Raw genomic sequence first — 19,458 nt, forward strand, 5'->3', positions numbered from 1 at the left:
GTCGACCTGTTTTCGGATCAGATGACGACCTGTACGTCCTGATCGACGATCAGTGTCGTGCCGTCATTTCCGATCGTATAGACATTATACAGCTCGCCATCGACGATGCGGGTTCCAGTGCTAGATGCGTTGCCCCCCGTCACTGTGATCTTGTCTTGGTCGTTATCGCTACCGTGAATGGTCAGCGTGTTAGAATTGTTCGACAGCGCCTTGATGTCAGCTTCGCTCAGCGTCAGCTGGGCGTCGGTGGAAAATTTCAGATCGAGGTTGTCAATATTGAAATTGCCAAGCTGGGCATGGTCAAGCGTGCCTGCGTTCGTCGCGTTATCGTCAAAGATCACAAGCGTGCTGGACGTATTGCCCAGGTTGTCACTGCGCGACAAGACAAGATGGGTGCCATCGGGAATGGGGGTTCCAAAGGCAAATTCGGTCCCGTCTTGGGGGTCTACGGTCTTGCTCGCGGCAGGCGTACTCACTGTGCCGGCCGGATCAAGAGTGTTGACCGCATAGTTGTCGGTGGCGTCCTTTGTCTCAAGCTCAAGAATGCCTTGGCCCGTAATCTTGAGTGCGTAGATCGAGGCGGGGTCCACCACGGTGTCGATATCGAACTGCTCCGTGACCGTGTCGGTGTTTCCGGCCGCATCGGTTGCCGAAATGGTCGCGAGGACCGAACGGTCGCCGTCTGGCAGATCGTCATCGTTAAGCGTGGCGCTCCAGTTACCCAGTGCATCGACTGTTGCTGTCACCTCAATTCCATCCACAATGACCTTCACACTCGATCCGGGTTCAACAGTCCCGTTGAAGGTGACGCCAGCCTGTTGTTCTGCCTTGGTGATGATGTCATCGGCAGTCTGGTTTGGTCGAACAGTGAGCGGGTCAACAAGTGTATCGAGGGCGACAGTGTCAGAGACACTTGCGGTGTTGCCCGCGTCATCCACGATCGAAGCCGAGATTGGCAGCGTTCGTTCACCGGTCGGGATATCGTTGGCCGGGAAGGTGGTGGCCCAATTGCCGTTTCCGTCTGCGACAACTTGGCGGCTCGCCGCGCCGAGGCCAACAGTCACGGTCAGACCCGGTGTCGCGGTACCGCTGATTTCGACACCGTCCGCACGTTCGACGGCGTTGATCACATCGTCGAGTTCGATCGGGTCGGGAGATAGCGCCACAGTGCCTACAACGGTGTCTACCCGCAGGGCAGAGGAGGCCGAAGCGGTGTTACCCGCCGCGTCCGTTGCCGACACTGTGACCGAGGTATTGTATTCGCCAGCCGCCAGCGCGCCCGGCTCGAAAAGGGCGCTCCAAGTGCCATTTGCAGCCACGGTCGCAGTACGGGTCACACCCGCGACAGTTACCTCAACGGCAGACCCTGGCTCGGCAGCGCCGGTAAGCGTCACACCGGCCTGTGCCTCGGCGGCGTTGACGATATTGTCACCGCCTGCCTGATTGGGATCGATGCTGACCGCGGTCGAGGTGTCGACGCGCAGGGTGCCTGTCGTGCTCTCACTGTTCCCGGCGGCATCGGTCGCGGTGACGCTGACCGGAGCGTCATATTCGCCGGGGGTGATTTCACCAGTGGTATAAGGCGCGCTCCAGCGGCCCTGTGCATCCGCCGTCACGGTGCGGGTGATGCCCTGGAAGGTGACAGCAACGGATGCACCGGCCTCAGCAGTGCCGGTCAAGGTGAGGCCGCCTGCGGCTTCCGCACCATTCAGCACGTCATCGCCCCCGGCCTGCCCGTTGTCGAGACCGACGCTGGTCGTGGTGTCGACGTGGATCTGGCTGCTTGTCGAGGCGGTGTTGCCGTAGGCATCGGTCGCCGTCGCCGTCACGGTTGTGTCATACGTTCCATCGGCAATGTCGGACCCGGCAAAGCTCGCAGTCCATTGCCCCTGAGCATTGGCCGTCACGGTGCGGGTTGCATTGCCCAGCTGTACCACAACGCTGGCGCCTGCCTCGGCGGTGCCGGTCAGATCCAGGCCGTTGTTGGCCTCGACCGCGTTGATCAGGTTGTCCCCCGCAATGGGGTTGCTGAGTGCGACCTCGGTTTCGGTGTCCACCCGGACGGTGCCGGTGGTGGAGGCTGTGTTGCCGAGTGCGTCGGTCGCAGTGACCGAGACGTTGGCGTCATATTCGCCGGTCGGGATCTCGCTGGTGGCGAAATCCGCACTCCAGTTGCCCTGCGCATCCGCTGTCACGGTATGCGTGGTGCCCTCAAGCGTCACGGCGACGCTGGCACCGGCTTCGGCCTTGCCGGTTAGGGTTACACCGCTGGTCACTTCCGGCGCGGAAATCACATTGTCGCCTGCCTGAACTGCGTCGAGAGACGCCGTAGTTTCGGTGTCCACAGGGATCGAGGTTGAGGTGGAGCTGGTATTGCCACTGGTGTCCGTTGCCACGGCAGAGACGCTAGCGTCATAGGTGCCGGTTGCGATCTCCGAGCTGAGATAGCTAGCCGACCAGTTGCCCTGTGCGTCAGCTGTCACGGTGCGGCTAACCCCCTGGAAGGTCACCACAACACTTGATCCGGCTTCGGCCGTACCCGTCAGGGTGATGCCTGCCGCCTGCTCGGCACCGCTGATCATGTGATCGTTGCCCACTTGGGTGTTGATGGTCACACGGGTCTCGGTGTCGACATCAACAGTGTGGGAGGTGGTGCTGGTGTTGCCAAAGGAATCGGCGCTGGTGACTTCGATGGTGGAGCTGTAAATGCCCGTCGCCACCTCGTTCACGCTGTAGTTCACCGACCAAGTGCCGTTATCCGCGACCGTAGTGGTGCGGGTGACGCCCTGGAATTCCACGCTGACGCTGGCACCGGCTTCACCAGTACCGTTGATCACAACACCATCGGCCACTTCGATATAGTTGATGTGATCATCGCCCTCGACGGTGTTGACAGCGATCGGTGGCGGTGTGGTGTCGATGATGACCGAAGGGCCATCAAGATTAAATTCGGTTCCGTCCGGGTCCTTTACGTAGACTGTTGTCTCATACGAGCCGTCCGGCGGCATGTTGGTGACCGGGAAATTGGCAACCCAGGTGCCATCGTCCTTAACCGTGACCGTTTCGGTGATGGTGCCCAGTGTCACCTCGACGGTGGAGCCAGGGGCACCGGTGCCGCTGACGACCACATCGTCGGTAGTGGAACCGGCGACGGGGTATGTTGCATCGGGGTTGTCGACGGTTGGTGTCACGGCACCGCCGCCGCCACCACCACCACCACCGCCACCGCCACCAACGATGGCAGCTGCACCGACCACACCGGCTGCTGCACCAGCGGTGCCGAGACCGCCGATCAGAGGAGCCACAAGAGGCGCAACAACTGGCTCAATACGTTCTACGTCAAGGAACACCATATCATCATAGGCGCTCCACTTGCCGCTCAGATCGAGGGGTTCGTAGCTGGCATAGAGCATCCCATCGGTGCGGTCCTCCAGAACCACCTCGACGAAGTTGCCTTCCTCACTGAGGAACAGGTTTTTACTTCCTGTTGCACCGGTGTTGAAGAAATCATCCAGTACCACCACCTGGCCGTCGATCAGCGTAATATGAAGGTCTTGTCCGCGCCGCGCATAGCTCTCGACATCGGACGGTCCGAGGTTCAGCGAAATGTCTTTCGCTGCTGCCGTTGCAATCGTCGCTTGGGGGGTGTCAGCAGATGTACCATGCTGCTTGGTGCCCGCCATGTCGCGGACGATGTATCCAACCGTACTCATTTTTATATACCGCTCGTCAAAGACCAAAGCGCCAGAATCGTAGCGCCAAGGTAGCCTGCATTGTTTTGCCCATCGACCGTCTCCGCGGTCATATTGCCGCCATATTGCTGCCTTCCCAGCAGCCTTGTCTAGGTTTTGATGAGCGGATTTTTACCGAAAAGATCGGGGTGTGGCTAATTTGTAGTCAATTTGCATCAAAGTTTATCGGGACATTTTTGTTAATGTCCCCCTCTGGTTGACGTTAGGGAATTGACCGAAGTGGTTTTGCGATATGTTTGCGTCAACCCGGAGCGTTCATCGGCCTTGTATCACAGGCAGTTTCTGAAACTTAGCGTAATCTGGGCGGCGCGAGTCGCGCGCAGCTTTGCCAGCCCGGGTCACGTGGATATCGCCGATGTGTGAACGAGTGTTCTTTTAAAACGCACTGGCAATTAACCAAAAAGACACCAGTTTCAGATAGGATAAAGGGCATAATTGGTGTAGAGTTGATCCTAAGTACACGACGCCGAAACCCAGGCCGCAGCTGGAATGTCACCGCTCAGAGTGACCCGCTTGTCTTGTATAGCCGGATCCGGTGCCGAGCAGAATTCAGACGAATATTTTCACGCGGACATTCCTTGGCCCTCGCGCTGGGCGCCCTCTGTCCGTGTGCGATCTTGGACCCCAGGAGGACCGGCGCGCAGTAACTAGGAGGCTAGAGCCAGATGAAAGACATTGCCGAAATCTTTGCCGAACAATACGGCGAAACGCGCGAGCAGGAGATGTCGTTGCAGGACTATCTGAATGCCTGCCGCGATGATCCCAGCATGTACGCCAATGTCGCTGAGCGTATGCTCAAGGCGATTGGCGAAGAAGAACTGGTCGATACATCGAAAGATGCGCGACTGGGGCCGATCTTTCAGAACCGCACAATCAAACGATACTCTGCCTTCAAAGATTTCTACGGCATGGAGGACACGATTGAGCGGATCGTGGGCTACTTCCGCCACGCCGCGCAGGGGTTGGAAGAGCGCAAACAGATCCTCTACCTGCTGGGCCCCGTTGGCGGCGGCAAATCCTCTCTCGCGGAACGGCTGAAGCGTCTGGTCGAGGATCAGCCGATCTACGTTCTGAAGGCAGGGGACCAGTTGTCCCCCATTTTCGAGAGCCCGCTTGGCCTCTTCGATCCGGTGCGGATGGGCAAACTTCTGAACGATGAATACGGGATCGCGCAGCACCGCCTGCCCGGGCTGATGTCACCTTGGGCGGTGCAGCGGCTTGATGAATTCGGCGGCGATATCAATAAATTTTCGGTGGTGCGACTGTATCCGTCTCGGCTGCGCCGGATCTGCGTGGCCAAGGTTGAGCCGGGGGATGAGAACAATCAGGACATTTCTACCCTGGTGGGCAAAGTCGACATTCGCCAGCTGGAGCATTTCAGCCAGGACAACCCGGATGCCTATAGCTTCTCAGGCGGTCTGAACCGCGCAACACAGGGCATTCTTGAATTTGTTGAGATGTTCAAGGCTCCGATCAAGATGCTGCACCCGCTGCTTACCGCGACGCAGGAAGGCAATTATATGGGGACCGAAAGCTTCGGCGCGATCCCCTTTACCGGCCTGATCCTTGCTCATTCCAATGAATCTGAATGGCAGCAGTTCAAGAACAACAAGAACAATGAAGCCTTCATTGACCGGGTATCGATTGTGAAGGTGCCGTACTGCCTGCGCGTCACCGAGGAGGCGAAGATCTACGACAAGCTGATTGAGCACAGCGAGCTTGCAGCAGCGCCCTGTGCCCCTGAGACGTTGAAAATCCTCAGCCGGTTCTCGGTTCTCACCCGGCTGAAGCCGCATGAGAACTCCAACCTCTATTCGAAGCTACGGGTCTACGATGGCGAGAGCCTGAAGGACACCGACCCCAAAGCGAAAACCGTGCAGGAGTATCAGGATCGCGCCGGAGTTGATGAGGGCATGAACGGGATCTCCACGCGGTTTGCCTTCAAGGTGCTGTCGACCACGTTCAACTTCGACACCGATGAGGTCGCAGCTGATCCGGTTCATCTGATGTATGTGTTGGAACAGATGATCAAGCGCGAGCAGTTCCCAACGGAGACGGAGGCAAAATATCTTGCCTTCATCAAGACAGAATTGGCGCCGCGCTATGAGGAGTTCATCGGCAACGAAATCCAGAAGGCCTATCTGGAGAGCTATACCGAATACGGGCAGAACGTGTTCGACCGGTATATCTCCTACGCTGACGCTTGGATTGAGGAGCAAGATTACAAGGACCCCGATACTGGCCAGCTCTATGATCGCGAGGTTTTGGATGCGGAGCTCAGCAAGATTGAAAAACCCGTCGGCATCGCCAACCCCAAGGATTTCCGCAATGAGGTTGTGAAATTCGCCCTGCGCCACCGCGCCAATACCGGCTCAAACCCGGCGTGGAATTCCTATGAGAAGCTGCGCGATGTGATCGAAAAACACATGTTCAGCCAGGTCGAGGAGCTGCTTCCGGTGATTTCCTTTGGCTCCAAGAAGGACAGCAAAACCGAGGGCAAACATCAGGAGTTCGTCGAACGGATGCGCAGCCACGGTTACACCGACCGGCAGGTCCGCAGGTTGGTGGAGTGGTACATGCGCGTGAACAAGGCGGGCTAACAGAAAAAGGGTGGGTGCCAGATGCATCATTTTATCGACAGGCGCGCCAATCCCAAGGGCAAGAGTTTGGGGAACCGGCAACGGTTCCTTGAACGTGCCCGCGAAAGTATCAAGGAACGTGTCGACAGATCGGTCCGAGATAAGTCGATCAAGGATGGTGGTGGCATCCCGGCCGAGGGCGAGAAGGTCACCATCCCCTCCCGCGGGCTGAAGGAACCCCGGTTTCACCATTCCCCCAAGGGGGGGCGGCGGCGCCATGTGCTGCCGGGCAACAAGGAATTCGTGGTTGGCGATACGCTGAAACGACCCCAGGGCGGTGCGGGTGAGGGCGGCAAACAGGCCTCCGAGGATGGTGATGGCGCGGATGAATTCTCCTTCACCCTGACGCGGGACGAATATCTTGAAATTCTGTTCGATGGGCTGGAGCTGCCGGATCTGGTCGAAAAGGCCACTGTAGAGACAGAAACTATCGGAACACGCCGCGCCGGGCTGACCACGGCGGGCACGCCGAATAACCTCAACCTTGTGCGGACCATGCGCAATTCCTTGGGGCGCCGGATCGCGTTGCAGCGGCCCTCCGCCAGATCTATTGCCGAGCTACAGGCCGAGATTGAAGAGCTGGAGTCGCTGTCGGAGCGTAGCGAAAAACAGCAGATCCATCTCGAGGATTTGCGCCATCGGCTGGAGGTGTTGGAGCGCAAACGTCGGGTAGTGGGCTACATTGACCCGCTGGATCTGCGGTATGATACGCATGTGCCAGAGAAAATCCGCAATTCGCGCGCGGTCGTCTTCTGCCTTATGGATGTGTCGGGTTCCATGCAGGAGCGGGAGAAGGATCTGGCGAAACGCTTCTTCCTGCTGCTGCATCTGTTTCTGACGCGCAGCTATGAACACACCGAACTGGTGTTCGTGCGCCATACCCATCACGCGCAGGAGGTCGATGAAGAGACGTTTTTCTATGCGCGCGAAACTGGTGGCACCATTGTCTCGACCGCGCTGGAAAAAATGAAGGAGATCGTCGCTGAACGGTATCCGCCGGATGAATGGAACATCTATGGCGCGCAGGCGTCTGACGGGGAAAACTTCGGCAATGACTCGGCGCGCTGCAAGGCGCTGCTACTGGAGGATCTGCTGCCGGTTTGTCAGTACTACGCTTACGTCGAAATCGTCGATGAAAACGCAGAGATGCTGTTGAACAATCCCGAGGCGGGCGAGGATTTGTGGCAGAACTATCGGCAGGTGAAGGCACAGGCTCCGCATTTTGAAATGCAGCGCGTGTCGCAGCCATCGCATATCTATCCGATTTTCCGGGAGTTTTTCCTTCCCAAGGCAAAAGGGGCGCAGAATGCAGGCGGGTGACACTGTCGCGAAACCGATGTTCACAGGGCCGGAATGGACCTTTGAGTTGTTGGAAGTCGCGCGCGATGCGATTGAGGAAATCGCGCTCAATGATCTGGGGCTGGACGTCTATCCAAACCAGATCGAGATCATCTCGGCCGAACAGATGCTGGATGCCTATTCCTGCGTCGGCCTGCCCCTGATGTATCAGCACTGGTCGTTTGGGAAGCATTTTGCCCGTGATGAGGCGCTTTACCGGACCGGGCGACAGGGGCTGGCCTACGAGATTGTCATCAACTCAAACCCCTGTATCAGCTACAATATGGAAGAGAACACCATGGCCATGCAGACGCTGGTCATGGCGCATGCGGCCTTTGGGCATAATCATTTCTTCAAGAACAACTATCTGTTCCAGCAATGGACCGATGCGGCTGGTATCCATGATTACCTGGCCTTCGCCAAGAATTACATCTCGGCCTGCGAGGAACGCTATGGCCTCAGCGCGGTTGAGGAAATCCTTGATGCGGCCCATGCATTGCAGTCGCAGGGGGTGTTTCGCTACGGGCGCCCGCCCAAACCAACTACCGAAGAATTGGCCGCGATGCAGAAGGTGCGCGAGGGTCATGAGAGCGCGCAGAGCGTATTGGACATCTGGACCGATGCGACGTTGGGCCGGGACAAGCTGGAACAGATCAAGGATGAACCCTACAGTGCCCGCCGCAAGCTGATGAATCTGCCGCAGGAGAACCTGCTGTATTTTCTGGAAAAGCACAGTCCGGTGCTGGAGCCTTGGCAATGCGAGATCCTGCGCATTGTGCGGATGCTGGCGCAGTATCTTTATCCGCAGAAGCAGACCAAGGTCATGAATGAGGGGTGCGCGACCTTTGTGCATTATTACATCATCAACAAGCTGTTCGAGCAGGGGCGCCTGACCGAAGGCTCCTATATGGAAATGATGCACAGCCACACCAATGTAGTGCTCCAGCCCGAGTATGACGACCCGCGTTACTCGGGCATCAATCCCTATGCGCTCGGCTTTGCGATGATGCAGGATATCCGGCGGATCTGCGAGGCGCCGACCGATGAGGACCGGGAGTGGTTCCCTGATTTTGCAGGTGATCCGGATTGGCGCCGGGTGATGCGGGACGCCTGGGCCAACTACCGGGATGAAAGCTTCATCCAGCAGTTCCTGTCGCCGCATCTCATTCGCAAGTTCAAGCTGTTCACCCTCGCGGATGATGCGGATCAATCACATCTGGTGGTGAGCCAGATTCACAACCGAACCGGCTATCGCTCCGTGCGCCGGGATCTCGCCCATTCTTACGATCTGGCCTATTTAGAGCCTGATATTCAGGTCACCGACGCCGACCTGAAGGGCGATCGCGAGCTGAAGCTGACCCATACCGTTCGGGACGGAATCCACCTGTCGGAGGAGGACCGCGACGAGGTGCTGAAGCACCTGCGCAGGCTATGGGGATACGATGTCAGTCTTGCGGCAGTCGATGCAGGGGAATGAGGCTGGATCAGGGGATCTGAGCCCGCAATTGCTCCTCAAGTGAGGTTTTGGCCGCCAGTATATGTTCTGCCGTGAGCCGGGCGGCCTGTTCAGCATCGCGCGCTTCGCAGGCGCGGAGAATAGCGCGATGTTCCTGGTCGCTGCGGGCCATGCCGTCACTCATGATCAACTGCGCCCGCAGATAGCGGTCGATACGATCCATCGCGCCCTCAACGACTTCGACATGGTAGGGCAGGCCGCTGACGCCATAGAGCGTGCCGTGGAATTGCCGGTTCAGCGGTCCCCATTGCATCGGATCATTGCAGGCCGCAAAGGCATCCAGATGCGCATGGGCCTGATCTGTGATCTCTTGCGTCATGTTGGCAACCGCGGCGCGGATAATATCGGCCTCAAGTTTTGCGCGCAGATCAAAAATCTCGGAGGCATCCTGCATCGACAGGGTCGCGACCACCGCTCCTTTGTAGCGCTGTGAGGTGACCAACCCCTGTTGTTCCAAACGGGCGATGGCCTCGCGTACGGGAAAGCGCGAGGTGCGAAAGGCCTTGGCGATTTCATCCTGTCGCAGGGGGGTGCCGTCAGAGAGCTCGCCGGTGATGATTGCCTTCTGCAGGGCACGAAAAATGATCGTCGCCGCAGACTCACTCTTGGAGATATCGATAGCGTGCAGTTTCAATCCGGTTCCTCGGCCAAAGCGGAGCATGTGAGGTTGATTATGCCTGTGGTTGAACCTTGCCGCCAGCCCTGTGGGCGTGTCTGAATCCGGATTCGACGGATGCGCAGCCCAAATGAAAACGCAGGCCGGGTGGCCTGCGTCATGGTTTTGTCTGTCGTGTCTTATTTGCGATGCAGGATCAGAATTCGACGACGGCGCGGATCGATTTGCCTTCATGCATCAGGTCGAACCCGTGGTTGATTTCATCAAGAGACAGCTTGTGGGTAATCATCGGATCGATTTCGATCTTGCCGTCCATATACCAGTCTACAATCTTGGGCACATCCGTCCGCCCGGCCGCGCCGCCGAAGGCGGTGCCGCGCCAGCTGCGGCCTGTGACCAGCTGGAACGGACGGGTGGAGATTTCGGCACCTGCCGGTGCAACGCCGATAATGATGCTCTCACCCCAGCCTTTATGCGCAGCTTCAAGCGCGGTCCGCATCACCTGTACATTGCCCGTGGCATCGAAGGTGTAATCTGCGCCACCTTTGGTCAGCTCCACGAGATGAGCGACCAAATCGCCGTCAACCTCAGCCGGGTTCACAAAATCGGTCATGCCAAACTGCGTGGCCATCTCGACCTTGCCGGGGTTGAGGTCCACACCGACGATCTGATCCGCACCGGCCAAGCGCAGGCCCTGAATCACGTTGAGGCCAATCCCGCCGAGACCAAAGACAATCGCGCGTGAGCCGATCTCTACCTTGGCGGTGTTGATCACCGCGCCGATACCCGTGGTGACACCGCAACCGATGTAGCAGACCTTGTCGAAAGGGGCGTCTTTGCGGATTTTGGCCAAGGCGATTTCGGGCACCACCGTGTGGTTGGCGAAGGTGGAGCACCCCATGTAGTGGTAGATCGGCGTGCCATCCAGCATTGAGAACCGTGTGGAGCCGTCGGGCAGCAGGCCTTGCCCTTGCGTTGAGCGGATCGCCTGACACAGGTTGGTCTTGGGGTTGAGGCAGTATTCGCATTCGCGGCATTCCGGCGTGTAAAGCGGGATCACATGGTCGCCCACTTCCAGGCTGGTCACGCCTTCGCCCACTTCGACCACGACGCCTGCACCCTCATGGCCCAGAATTGCCGGAAAGATCCCCTCGGGATCATCACCAGAGCGGGTGAACTCATCCGTGTGGCAAAGACCAGTTGCTTTGATTTCGACCAGCACCTCGCCCTTTTTCGGGCCTTCGAGGTTCACCTCCATAATCTCCAGCGGTTTGCCCGGGGCAACGGCCACAGCGGCGCGAGTGCGTATCATGGTGAAATTCCTTTGTTCTGTCTGTGACGGCAGGCGCCAATTGCGCTGAGCCGCATATTGGCAGACCCGTTGGGGGGGCGTAAACCACCCGCCGTCGCGGGATGTGCATTTCTTGCTGTCGCCAGTCTAACGATGCTGATCGATTGCGCCCTGAAAAAATACGACAGCGGGGCTTCCGTTCCCGTCATCCCGGAGCCAGTTCGCGCTCAGGGTGGCTTCGATGTTGAAAGGATTTAATTTCACACGGATAGGCTCTTGACCTTCCTGTGACTGGAAGCCCCATATCAGCGAAGTTACGATCTTAATGACAATGTCTGGAAGGTGTCAGCCATGGAAAAATCACATGTCAGGGAGCGGACTATTGAGGTGACCGGCCTGAGCTGTGCGGGCTGTGTTGGCCGGGCAGAGCGGGCGTTGGCTGCGGTGCCAGGGGTGAAGGAGGCGTCCGTCAATCTGGCAACCAGCAAGGCGCGCGTTGTTGGTTCGTCCGAGGTATCGGCGGAGGGTCTGCGCGGAGCCTTGAAAACGGTCGGATACCCGGCGGCAGAGGCGACGATTGAGTTGCAGATCAGTGGTCTCACCTGCGCAAGCTGCGTTGGTCGCGTCGAACGCGCTCTGCAACAGGTCGACGGGGTGGTTTCGGCAGACGTGAACCTTGCACAGGAGCAGGCCCATGTGACCTATCTGGCCGGGGTGCTGACCGCCGAGGATCTGCTGAAGGCCAGCAAGCACGCAGGTTATCCCGCGACCCCAATCGGGAACACGCAAAGCGACGCCGATAGCCTGAAGGTTGAAAAGGAAGCTGAAATTCAGCGTCTTGGCTGGGAATTCCTTATCGCCGCGGCCCTGACGCTACCTGTCTTTGTGATTGAGATGGGTGGCCATATGATCCCTGCGCTGCACCATTGGGTTGCGCGCACCATCGGCACCGGAAACAGCCATATTCTGCAATTCCTGCTGACAACACTGGTGTTGTTTGGTCCCGGTCTGCGGTTCTACCGCCAGGGGGTGCCTGCGCTGCTGCGCGCTGCGCCGGATATGAATGCGCTGGTGGCGATCGGGACCGCGGCGGCCTACGGGTATTCGGTGGTGGCAACCTTTGCCCCGGACCTGCTGCCTGCGGGAACCGCCAATGTCTACTACGAGGCGGCAGCGGTAATCGTCACCCTGATCCTGTTGGGGCGCTGGCTGGAGGCCCGCGCCAAGGGGCGCACCGGCGCTGCGATCCGTGCTCTGGTCGGGCTGCAGCCCAAGGTCGCGTTGGTTGTTACGGGCACCAAGGCGGAGGAGCGTCCGGTCTCGGAGCTGCGCGTTGGCGATCATCTGCGGGCGCGACCGGGTGAGCGGATCGCCGTAGATGGCACGGTTTTGACCGGACGCTCCTTTGTTGATGAGAGCATGATCACCGGAGAACCGATTCCCTTGGAGAAAGCTGATGGCGATGTGCTAACGGCAGGCACCATCAATGGGGCTGCGGTTTTGGACTATCGCGCCACCCATGTCGGCGCCGATACGCTGCTGGCGCAGATCGTGCGCATGGTGGAGCAGGCGCAGGGCGCCAAACTGCCGGTGCAGGCGCTGGTGGATCGTGTGACACTGTGGTTTGTCCCGGCGGTGATCGTGATTGCGGCGCTGACGGTCGCTGTCTGGCTGCTGTTTGGCCCGGACCCGGCCCTGCCCTTGGCGCTGGTTGCGGGGGTGTCTGTGCTGATCATCGCCTGCCCCTGTGCAATGGGGCTGGCGACGCCAACGTCAATCATGGTTGGGATTGGGCGTGCGGCACAGATGGGCGTGCTGTTTCGCAAGGGAGACGCTCTGCAACGGTTGCAGGATACGCGCGTGGTTGCTTTGGATAAGACGGGCACCCTGACGGAAGGCCGCCCGACACTGACCATGCTGCGCTGTGCCGACGGGTTTGACAGGGCCGGGCTGCTGCCACTGCTGGCGGCGGCAGAGGCCCAGTCGGAACATCCGATCGCACGGGCCATAACGGCGGCAGCGGGGGCGGATATCCCGCAGGCGACAGAGGTCGAGGCCATCCCAGGATATGGTTTGCGTGCCACTGTAGCGGGCCAGCTGGTTCTTATCGGGGCTGCACGACTGATGACGCGTGAGGGTGTTTCCTGTGCGCCATTTGAGGCGGAGGCTGAGAGTCTCGCCGCGCGCGGTGCAACCACGCTATATGCGGCAGTTGATGGGCGCCTGGCCGGGTTGGTGGCCGTAACCGATCCCGTCAAAGAGGGCAGCCGTGCCGCTGTAAAGGCCATGGCCGCGCAGGGGCTGAAGGTTGCGATGCTGACCGGCGATGGGGCGGCCACGGCGCAGGCTATCGCTGATGATCTGGGGATTGAGATCGTTGAAGCGAACTGTTTGCCCGGTGATAAGGTGAGCGCATTGGAGGCGCTGCAGAAGCAACATGGGGCCCTTGCCTTCGTTGGTGACGGGATCAATGATGCCCCGGCTCTCGCGGCGGCAGACGTCGGGATTGCAATCGGCACTGGCACCGATGTGGCCATTGAGACAGCTGATATCGTCCTGGTCTCTGGCGACCTGCGCGGGGCGGTCAACGCCATTAAGATCAGCCGGGCGACGTTGCGCAATATCCGGCAGAATTTGGGGTGGGCCTTTGGTTACAATATACTTCTGGTGCCTGTGGCTGCGGGAGTCCTTGTGCCCTTCGGCGGGCCGCTTTTGTCGCCTGGATTGGCGGCTGGTGCGATGGCGCTGTCCAGTGTGTTTGTGCTCAGCAATGCGCTGCGCTTGCGTGGGCTGCGGTCGGACATAGGTCAGTCAGAGACACCGGCGGATCCAACACCCGCGCAGCAGATGAAAGAGGTGCGACCATGAACATTGGTGATGTGGCCAGCCGCTCTGGCCTGCCGGCCAAGACCATTCGCTATTACGAAGACATTGGTCTGATTAAACCGCGGCGCAGTGATAATGGCTATCGTTGCTTTGCGGAGACCGACCTGCACAAGCTGGCGTTTCTGGGCCGCGCCCGCGCGCTTGGCTTTACCATCGAAGATTGCCGGACGCTGCTTGCGCTTTATGAGGATGAGAGTCGGGCCAGTGCCGACGTGAAACAATTGGCGCAGGAGCATCTCGATAAGATCAATATCAAGATCGCCGATCTTGAAGCGATGCGGGATACTCTGTCGGAGCTGGTGACCTGTTGCGCAGGTGACAATCGGCCTGACTGCCCCATTCTGCGTGATCTGTCGCAGCCACCTGAAACGGGTGAATAATCGGGCAGTTCAATCAGATCAGCCGATGTTTGTGATGTGAGGTGACGCGCGGCGCATTCGAGGCCCTATGCAACTCGGGAGGGTCAGGCAGTGGGGCAACAGCAGCCGAGGGAGGAGCGGCTCTTGCTGCGAATGCGTCGCGCGCATCACCGAGATAAGGTGCGCTATCCGCGCAAACAAGAGGCGAGAGCCGCCTGACGCGGCGTCCGCAATTCTCAGCATAAAACAGCCGAAAGAGGGGCGGGCGGAGGGCTCGCGACAACCTAGGCCCAAGAGGTTGTGCGCGAAGGGTTTCAGCAGTTGGCAGCGCGCAGACCTAAAATGGCACGGGCTTCGGCGCATGTTGCCACAGGGCGGTTGTAGCGATCACATAGATCTGCGGCGCGGCGCACCAATGCGGCGTTGGAGGGCGCAAGCGTATGGCGGTCCAGCCGCAGATTGTCCTCCAGCCCGGTGCGTGTGTGACCACCCGCTGCGATGGCCCATTCGTTGACGTCCAGCTGACCGGCACCAATCCCAGCGGCGCACCACTGCGCGTCCGGAACAAGCCGCTGCATGGTCTTCACGTAATAGTCGAAGACGTCGCGATCCACCGGCATCGCGTTTTTGACACCCAGTACGAACTGCACATAGAGCGGGGCCTTCAGTCGACCGTCCCGTGACATCGCCACTGCCTGATGAATGTGCGAGAGGTCAAAGGCCTCAATCTCCGGTTTGACGTCATACGCCAGCATCTGCTCCGCCAGCCAGTCCACCAGATCCGGTGGGTTCTCATAGACGCGGGTCGGGAAGTTGTTGGAGCCGACAGAGAGCGAGGCCATGTCGGGTCGCAGCGACAACATGCCGCCGCGTTCGCGCCCGGCCCCTGACCGCCCGCCAGTCGACAGCTGGATGATCATATCAGGGCAGTGATGACGGATCCCGCCCATGAGCCGGGCGAAGCGGTCGGGATCCGAGGTCGGCGTCTCATCCTCAAGCCGGACATGGCAATGTGCGATGCTGGCACCGGCTTCATAGGCTTCATGGGTGCTTTCGATCTGCTCTTCAATGCTGATTGGTACGGCCGGATTATGAGCTTTGCGCGGAACAGAGCCGGTAATGGCGACGCAGATGATGCAAGGATTGTTCATGATCAGCCTCCTCAGATATCAAAGAACACGGTTTCATCCGGTCCCTGTAGATGAATGTCGAAGCGATAGACCAAAGGTGTTTCGGCGGTGTCCGTGTCTGCTTGCCCCTGCCTCCGAGCGAGGAGAGTGCTGCGTCGAGCGGTCTGCTCAATCAGCTTCAACACAGGGTCGTTACCGTTAGCTTCATGCTCTTCCTCGAAGTAGAGCCGGGTATTCAGGCCAACGTTGATGCCGCGCGCCACAATCCAGAGGTTGATATGGGGCGCCATCATTTGGCCGCCGCGGCCGTGAACCGGACCGGGCTTCACGGTTTCAAACTGCCAGTCGCCGGTATCAAAATCTGAAATCACGCGCCCCCAGCCCCGGAACCCGGCCTCGACCTGTTGCGGCTTCCCTTCCGGTTGGGGCGTCTCCCGGTGCGCATATATCCCCTTGGCGTTGGCCTGCCAGACCTCGAGCAACACATCTTTCAGCGGGGCGCCAGTGCCATCCAGAACCTGGCCTTCGATGCGGATGCGCTGGCCCTTGGCCTCTGGCCCCGCGATATCCTGCCCCAGCTCGGTCTCGTAGATGTCAAACCCGGCAGCGCCGGGAGCCAGACCGATATGGACATAAGGCCCTGCAGTTTGTGAGGGTGTTTCCTTCAGCGACGTCATCAGTTCCCCTCCATTCGGTTCTCGAACATCGTCGACCGACGTCCGCGCAGAACGATGTCGAACCGATAAGCGATCAGATCCAGTGGGCGGGTTTCATTCATATCGAGCCGCGCGATCAACTGCTGTACGGCGACTGGATCCGGGATGGTGCTGACAATGGGGCAGCGGGCAATCAGCGGGTCGCCTTCGAAGTAAAGCTGGGTGATCAGGCGCTGGGCAAAGGCGCTGCCGAAGACCGAAACGTGAATATGCGCCGGACGCCAGTCGTTGATACCGTTGCGCCAGGGATAGGCTCCTGGTTTCACCGTGCGAAAGGCATAGGCGCCATTGTCATCTGTCAGCACCCGACCGCAGCCTCCGAAATTCGGGTCTAATGCGCCCAAATAGCCGTCTTTCTTGTGCCGGTACCGGCCAGAGGCATTGGCCTGCCAGATTTCGACCAACGTGTTGGGGACAGGTCGTGCGTTTTCGTCCAGGACCCGGCCATGCAGCAGGATCCGCTCGCCGACCGGACTGCCGCCATCACGCGCGAAATTGGTCAGAAGATCGTTATCGCATTCTGCGATGTCAGTTGGCGCAAAGGTCGGGCCGGTGATTTCGCTCGCCGTGTTCTCCAGACTGAGCAGGGGCAATCGCGGTGACCGGCTAACCGATGTTTTGTAGTCCGGTGTAAAAGCGGGCGGGTGCCAGCGGCGGTCGCGGGAGAAGTAATCAGGGGGCGTCATGGCTGTCTCCTGCATGATCGTCTGTGGCCTCTTTTTCGGCGGCCATCTCGGCATAGGTTGTCTTGGCGAGCTTCAACGCATGATTGGCGCGTGGCACCCCGGCATAAATGGCGACATGCTGAAAAACTTCCGCAATATCTTCGGGGGTTGCCCCTGTGTTTGCGGTCGCGCGTATGTGCATCGGGATCTCGTCAAAATTGCCGAGTGCTGCCAAGAGCGCGAGCGTCAGCATAGACCGCTCGCGGCGGCTGATCTGATCTGAAGCCCAGACCGTGCCCCACGCGGCTTCGGTAATCAGCTGCTGAAACGGCGCGTCCAACGGGGTTGTGGCCGCATCTGCGTTGGTGACATGGGCGGCTCCCAAGACCTCTCGGCGAATGTTCTGACCTGCGTCATACTGTGGCTTGCGCATCTGCTCCTCCATTCGCTATGTGTTATCTCATATCGTAATTGGTCTGTATAATCCTGCAATATGGATAGTTTTATGTCGAAAATGATATGCGTCTTTCGTCTCAGTTGAAACTCCGCCATCTGGAGGTCTTTGTCGAGGTTGCGCGAAAGATGAGCGTCACCCAGGCAGCGGAGCGATTGGGTATGACCCAACCGGCGGTGACGCGCGCTCTGCGTGAGCTGGAAGCGGTCTGCGAGAAGCCGCTGGTGGAGAAGCATGGACGCGGTATTCGTCTGTCTGCCTATGGTGAAATGTTTCGGGACTACGCCGGACGCAGCTTGGCACTGACGCGTGATGGTGTTGATCTGCTGCGCGGGCTGGATGCGGCGGAAGGATCGAAAGTCACTATTGGGGCTTTGCCAACGGTATCGGCCACCGTGGTGCCAGACGCGCTGGCCAGTATCTGGGAGCAAGGCGGGCGCAACCGGTTTTCGGTGATGTCAGGTGACAATCAATATCTCCTTGATCTGTTGCGACGCGGAGAGCTGGACGTCGTGGTGGGGCGTTTGCCTGCGCCTGAAAACATGGTTGGCTTGGATTTCGATCCGCTGTTTCGCGAGCGGGTCACGGTGGTTGTGGCGCCGGACCATCCACTGACAAGGTTGGATGCTGCGCATTTGCCGGATGCCCTGTTCGGCAAATACCCGGTGCTGATGCCGCCGCCTGCGTCGATCATACGTTCCTCAGTTGAGCGGATGTTCCTGGAGCAGGGCATCCCGATGCCCGATGCGCCCATCGAGACGGTGTCGTCGACGTTTGGTCGCCAATTCGCGTTGGCCCATCAGGCCATCTGGGTGATCAGCCACGGCGTTGTGAGGTCCGATCTTGCCAGCGGTGTTCTGGTGGCACTGCCCTTGGATACGGACAGCACCCGTGGGCCAGTGGGGCTGTGCCTGCGCAGTGAACATCGCCTGTCCCCAGCCGCCGCGAGATTCTGCGCTGCACTGAAAAACGTCTGCAGCTGACAGCGACGATACGACCTATTTTGGTGATGCTGTAGGCGGTTGATCCGATGCGAATGTTAGGTGCTTTCTGCGAATCTGATAGCCTGTTTTTCTGGCTCTGACGCAGGGTCGCGTGGATTGACAGGTGAAAATGTATCTCTCTACTCTGGGTTTAATCGCGGTAACGAGCAGGCTTGAGGAGGCCTGCATCGTGCAAAAATACGCGAAAGCCGCCCTGAACGGGCAGGGGAGGACATCTTGGACGGAGTGCAGCTGCTGGTCAGCGGGCTTGCGAATGGCTGTGTTTACGGCCTGATCGCGCTTGGCTTTGTGCTGATCTACAAGGCGACCGAAGCGGTCAATTTCGCGCAGGGCGATTTCATGATGCTCGGCGCCTTTGTCACGCTGGGGCTGACCAACGCCGAATATCTGCATCTGCCGTTCTGGCTGGCCGCGCCCTTGTCGATCGCGATCATGGCCGGGCTCGGGTATCTGCTGGATCTGGTGATCCTGCGCCATCTCTTCGGTCAGAACCAGACGGCGGTGGTCATCCTGACCATCGCGCTCGGCTTTGTCATTCGGTTTTTCGCGGGTGCCATCTGGGGGCATGAACCGCAAACGCTAGAGAGCCCGCTTGCCCTCGGTGATGTGCAACTTGCAGGGGTTGTTCTGGGCTTGGCGGATCTGGCGATCATCATTGTGACCGTGCTGCTGACTTGGTCGCTCTATCAGTTCTTTCAGCGCACCAAGCTGGGGCTAGCGATGCAGGCGGCCAGTCAGAACCAGATGGCGGCGTATTTCATGGGCATTCCTGTCAAGCGGGTGCAGGGGCTGATCTGGGGGCTTTCTGGGGCAACTGCGGCGGTTGCGGGCATTCTCTTTGCCTCCAAAGGGGCGATTGATCCGAATGCAGGGCTGCTGGGGATCAAGGCCTTTGCGGCAGCGGTCATCGGCGGTTTCGGCTCGCTGCCTGGTGCCTTGGCAGGCGGGTTGATCGTGGGTGTCATTGAACCCTTTGCCGCGCGATACCTCGCGGCTGGGTATTCACAGATTGCCCCCTACGTGCTGTTGCTCGCGGTGCTGGTGTTCCGCCCACACGGCCTGTTCAGCCAAGTCCGCACGAAGAAGGTCTGA

At 59.2% G+C, this 19,458-nt stretch carries 14 protein-coding genes; 7 read left to right on the forward strand and 7 right to left on the reverse strand.

Going from position 1 to position 19,458, the window contains the following annotated elements:
• Positions 1 to 17 precede the first annotated feature (17 nt).
• A complete protein-coding gene (locus phaeop14_RS00830; RefSeq protein ID WP_096788470.1) occupies positions 18 to 3,713 on the reverse strand; it encodes an Ig-like domain-containing protein in 3,696 nt (1,231 codons plus the stop codon).
• Positions 3,714 to 4,417: 704 nt separating this feature from the next.
• Between phaeop14_RS00830 and phaeop14_RS00835 the strand changes: the two genes are divergently transcribed.
• From phaeop14_RS00835 to phaeop14_RS00845, 3 genes are read left to right on the forward strand one after another with little or no spacing between them, the layout of a single operon-like run.
• On the forward strand, positions 4,418 to 6,352 hold the full coding sequence (locus phaeop14_RS00835) for a PrkA family serine protein kinase (RefSeq protein WP_040180704.1): 1,935 nt from the start codon (positions 4,418 to 4,420) through the stop codon (positions 6,350 to 6,352).
• A 21-nt stretch (positions 6,353 to 6,373) separates the two neighbouring features.
• Entirely contained in the window at positions 6,374 to 7,711 is a 1,338-nt protein-coding gene (locus phaeop14_RS00840) for a YeaH/YhbH family protein (RefSeq protein ID WP_096788471.1), read from the forward strand.
• Positions 7,698 to 9,206 carry a SpoVR family protein gene (locus phaeop14_RS00845; protein WP_040171456.1) on the forward strand — a complete coding sequence of 503 codons (1,509 nt, stop codon included), beginning with the start codon at positions 7,698 to 7,700 and terminating at the stop codon, positions 9,204 to 9,206. Before phaeop14_RS00840 ends, phaeop14_RS00845 begins: the two co-directional genes overlap by 14 nt.
• Before the next feature lie 7 nt (positions 9,207 to 9,213).
• Here phaeop14_RS00845 and phaeop14_RS00850 read toward each other — a convergent pair whose 3' ends face one another.
• A complete protein-coding gene (locus phaeop14_RS00850; RefSeq protein WP_096790192.1) occupies positions 9,214 to 9,879 on the reverse strand; it encodes a GntR family transcriptional regulator in 666 nt (221 codons plus the stop codon).
• Between the two features lie 178 nt (positions 9,880 to 10,057).
• Positions 10,058 to 11,173, reverse strand: coding sequence for an S-(hydroxymethyl)glutathione dehydrogenase/class III alcohol dehydrogenase (locus tag phaeop14_RS00855; protein WP_040171450.1), 1,116 nt, complete (start codon positions 11,171 to 11,173; stop codon positions 10,058 to 10,060).
• Between the two features lie 330 nt (positions 11,174 to 11,503).
• Between phaeop14_RS00855 and phaeop14_RS00860 the strand changes: the two genes are divergently transcribed.
• Both phaeop14_RS00860 and cueR read left to right on the forward strand, forming a co-directional pair.
• On the forward strand, positions 11,504 to 14,020 hold the full coding sequence (locus tag phaeop14_RS00860) for a heavy metal translocating P-type ATPase (protein ID WP_096788472.1): 2,517 nt from the start codon (positions 11,504 to 11,506) through the stop codon (positions 14,018 to 14,020).
• Positions 14,017 to 14,418, forward strand: coding sequence for a Cu(I)-responsive transcriptional regulator (cueR, locus tag phaeop14_RS00865; RefSeq protein ID WP_040171445.1), 402 nt, complete (start codon positions 14,017 to 14,019; stop codon positions 14,416 to 14,418). Before phaeop14_RS00860 ends, cueR begins: the two co-directional genes overlap by 4 nt.
• A 293-nt stretch (positions 14,419 to 14,711) precedes the next feature.
• On the opposite strand, the gene phaeop14_RS00870 is transcribed toward cueR, so the two are convergent.
• The 4 genes from phaeop14_RS00870 to pcaC are packed head-to-tail and all read right to left on the reverse strand — an operon-like array spanning position 14,712 to position 17,341.
• The gene (locus tag phaeop14_RS00870) at positions 14,712 to 15,548 is read right to left on the reverse strand and encodes a 3-oxoadipate:acetyl-CoA acetyltransferase (RefSeq protein ID WP_096788473.1); all 837 of its coding nucleotides are present in this window, start codon (positions 15,546 to 15,548) and stop codon (positions 14,712 to 14,714) included.
• An 11-nt stretch (positions 15,549 to 15,559) separates the two neighbouring features.
• Positions 15,560 to 16,204, reverse strand: a complete 645-nt coding sequence (pcaG, locus tag phaeop14_RS00875; protein WP_096788474.1) for a protocatechuate 3,4-dioxygenase subunit alpha — start codon at positions 16,202 to 16,204, stop codon at positions 15,560 to 15,562.
• A complete protein-coding gene (pcaH, locus tag phaeop14_RS00880; protein WP_096788475.1) occupies positions 16,204 to 16,929 on the reverse strand; it encodes a protocatechuate 3,4-dioxygenase subunit beta in 726 nt (241 codons plus the stop codon). The genes pcaG and pcaH overlap by 1 nt, the downstream gene beginning before the upstream one ends.
• Entirely contained in the window at positions 16,916 to 17,341 is a 426-nt protein-coding gene (gene pcaC, locus phaeop14_RS00885) for a 4-carboxymuconolactone decarboxylase (RefSeq protein ID WP_096790193.1), read from the reverse strand. Before pcaC ends, pcaH begins: the two co-directional genes overlap by 14 nt.
• A gap of 149 nt (positions 17,342 to 17,490) precedes the next feature.
• Between pcaC and pcaQ the strand changes: the two genes are divergently transcribed.
• Both pcaQ and phaeop14_RS00895 read left to right on the forward strand, forming a co-directional pair.
• Positions 17,491 to 18,345 carry a pca operon transcription factor PcaQ gene (gene pcaQ, locus phaeop14_RS00890; protein ID WP_477646141.1) on the forward strand — a complete coding sequence of 285 codons (855 nt, stop codon included), beginning with the start codon at positions 17,491 to 17,493 and terminating at the stop codon, positions 18,343 to 18,345.
• Between the two features lie 237 nt (positions 18,346 to 18,582).
• Positions 18,583 to 19,458, forward strand: a complete 876-nt coding sequence (locus phaeop14_RS00895; RefSeq protein ID WP_014878973.1) for a branched-chain amino acid ABC transporter permease — start codon at positions 18,583 to 18,585, stop codon at positions 19,456 to 19,458.

Source organism: Phaeobacter piscinae, assembly GCF_002407245.1.
GTDB lineage: Bacteria > Pseudomonadota > Alphaproteobacteria > Rhodobacterales > Rhodobacteraceae > Phaeobacter > Phaeobacter piscinae.

Bases quoted from the DNA above. Each gene is read 5' to 3' on its own strand.
- phaeop14_RS00830 (WP_096788470.1), bottom strand. From the start codon at position 3,713: ATGAGTACGGTTGGATACATCGTCCGCGACATGGCGGGCACCAAGCAG.
- phaeop14_RS00835 (WP_040180704.1), top strand. From the start codon at position 4,418: ATGAAAGACATTGCCGAAATCTTTGCCGAACAATACGGCGAAACGCGC.
- phaeop14_RS00840 (WP_096788471.1), top strand. From the start codon at position 6,374: ATGCATCATTTTATCGACAGGCGCGCCAATCCCAAGGGCAAGAGTTTG.
- phaeop14_RS00845 (WP_040171456.1), top strand. From the start codon at position 7,698: ATGCAGGCGGGTGACACTGTCGCGAAACCGATGTTCACAGGGCCGGAA.
- phaeop14_RS00855 (WP_040171450.1), bottom strand. From the start codon at position 11,173: ATGATACGCACTCGCGCCGCTGTGGCCGTTGCCCCGGGCAAACCGCTG.
- phaeop14_RS00860 (WP_096788472.1), top strand. From the start codon at position 11,504: ATGGAAAAATCACATGTCAGGGAGCGGACTATTGAGGTGACCGGCCTG.
- cueR (WP_040171445.1), top strand. From the start codon at position 14,017: ATGAACATTGGTGATGTGGCCAGCCGCTCTGGCCTGCCGGCCAAGACC.
- phaeop14_RS00870 (WP_096788473.1), bottom strand. From the start codon at position 15,548: ATGAACAATCCTTGCATCATCTGCGTCGCCATTACCGGCTCTGTTCCG.
- pcaG (WP_096788474.1), bottom strand. From the start codon at position 16,204: ATGACGTCGCTGAAGGAAACACCCTCACAAACTGCAGGGCCTTATGTC.
- pcaH (WP_096788475.1), bottom strand. From the start codon at position 16,929: ATGACGCCCCCTGATTACTTCTCCCGCGACCGCCGCTGGCACCCGCCC.
- pcaC (WP_096790193.1), bottom strand. From the start codon at position 17,341: ATGCGCAAGCCACAGTATGACGCAGGTCAGAACATTCGCCGAGAGGTC.
- pcaQ (WP_477646141.1), top strand. From the start codon at position 17,491: ATGAGCGTCACCCAGGCAGCGGAGCGATTGGGTATGACCCAACCGGCG.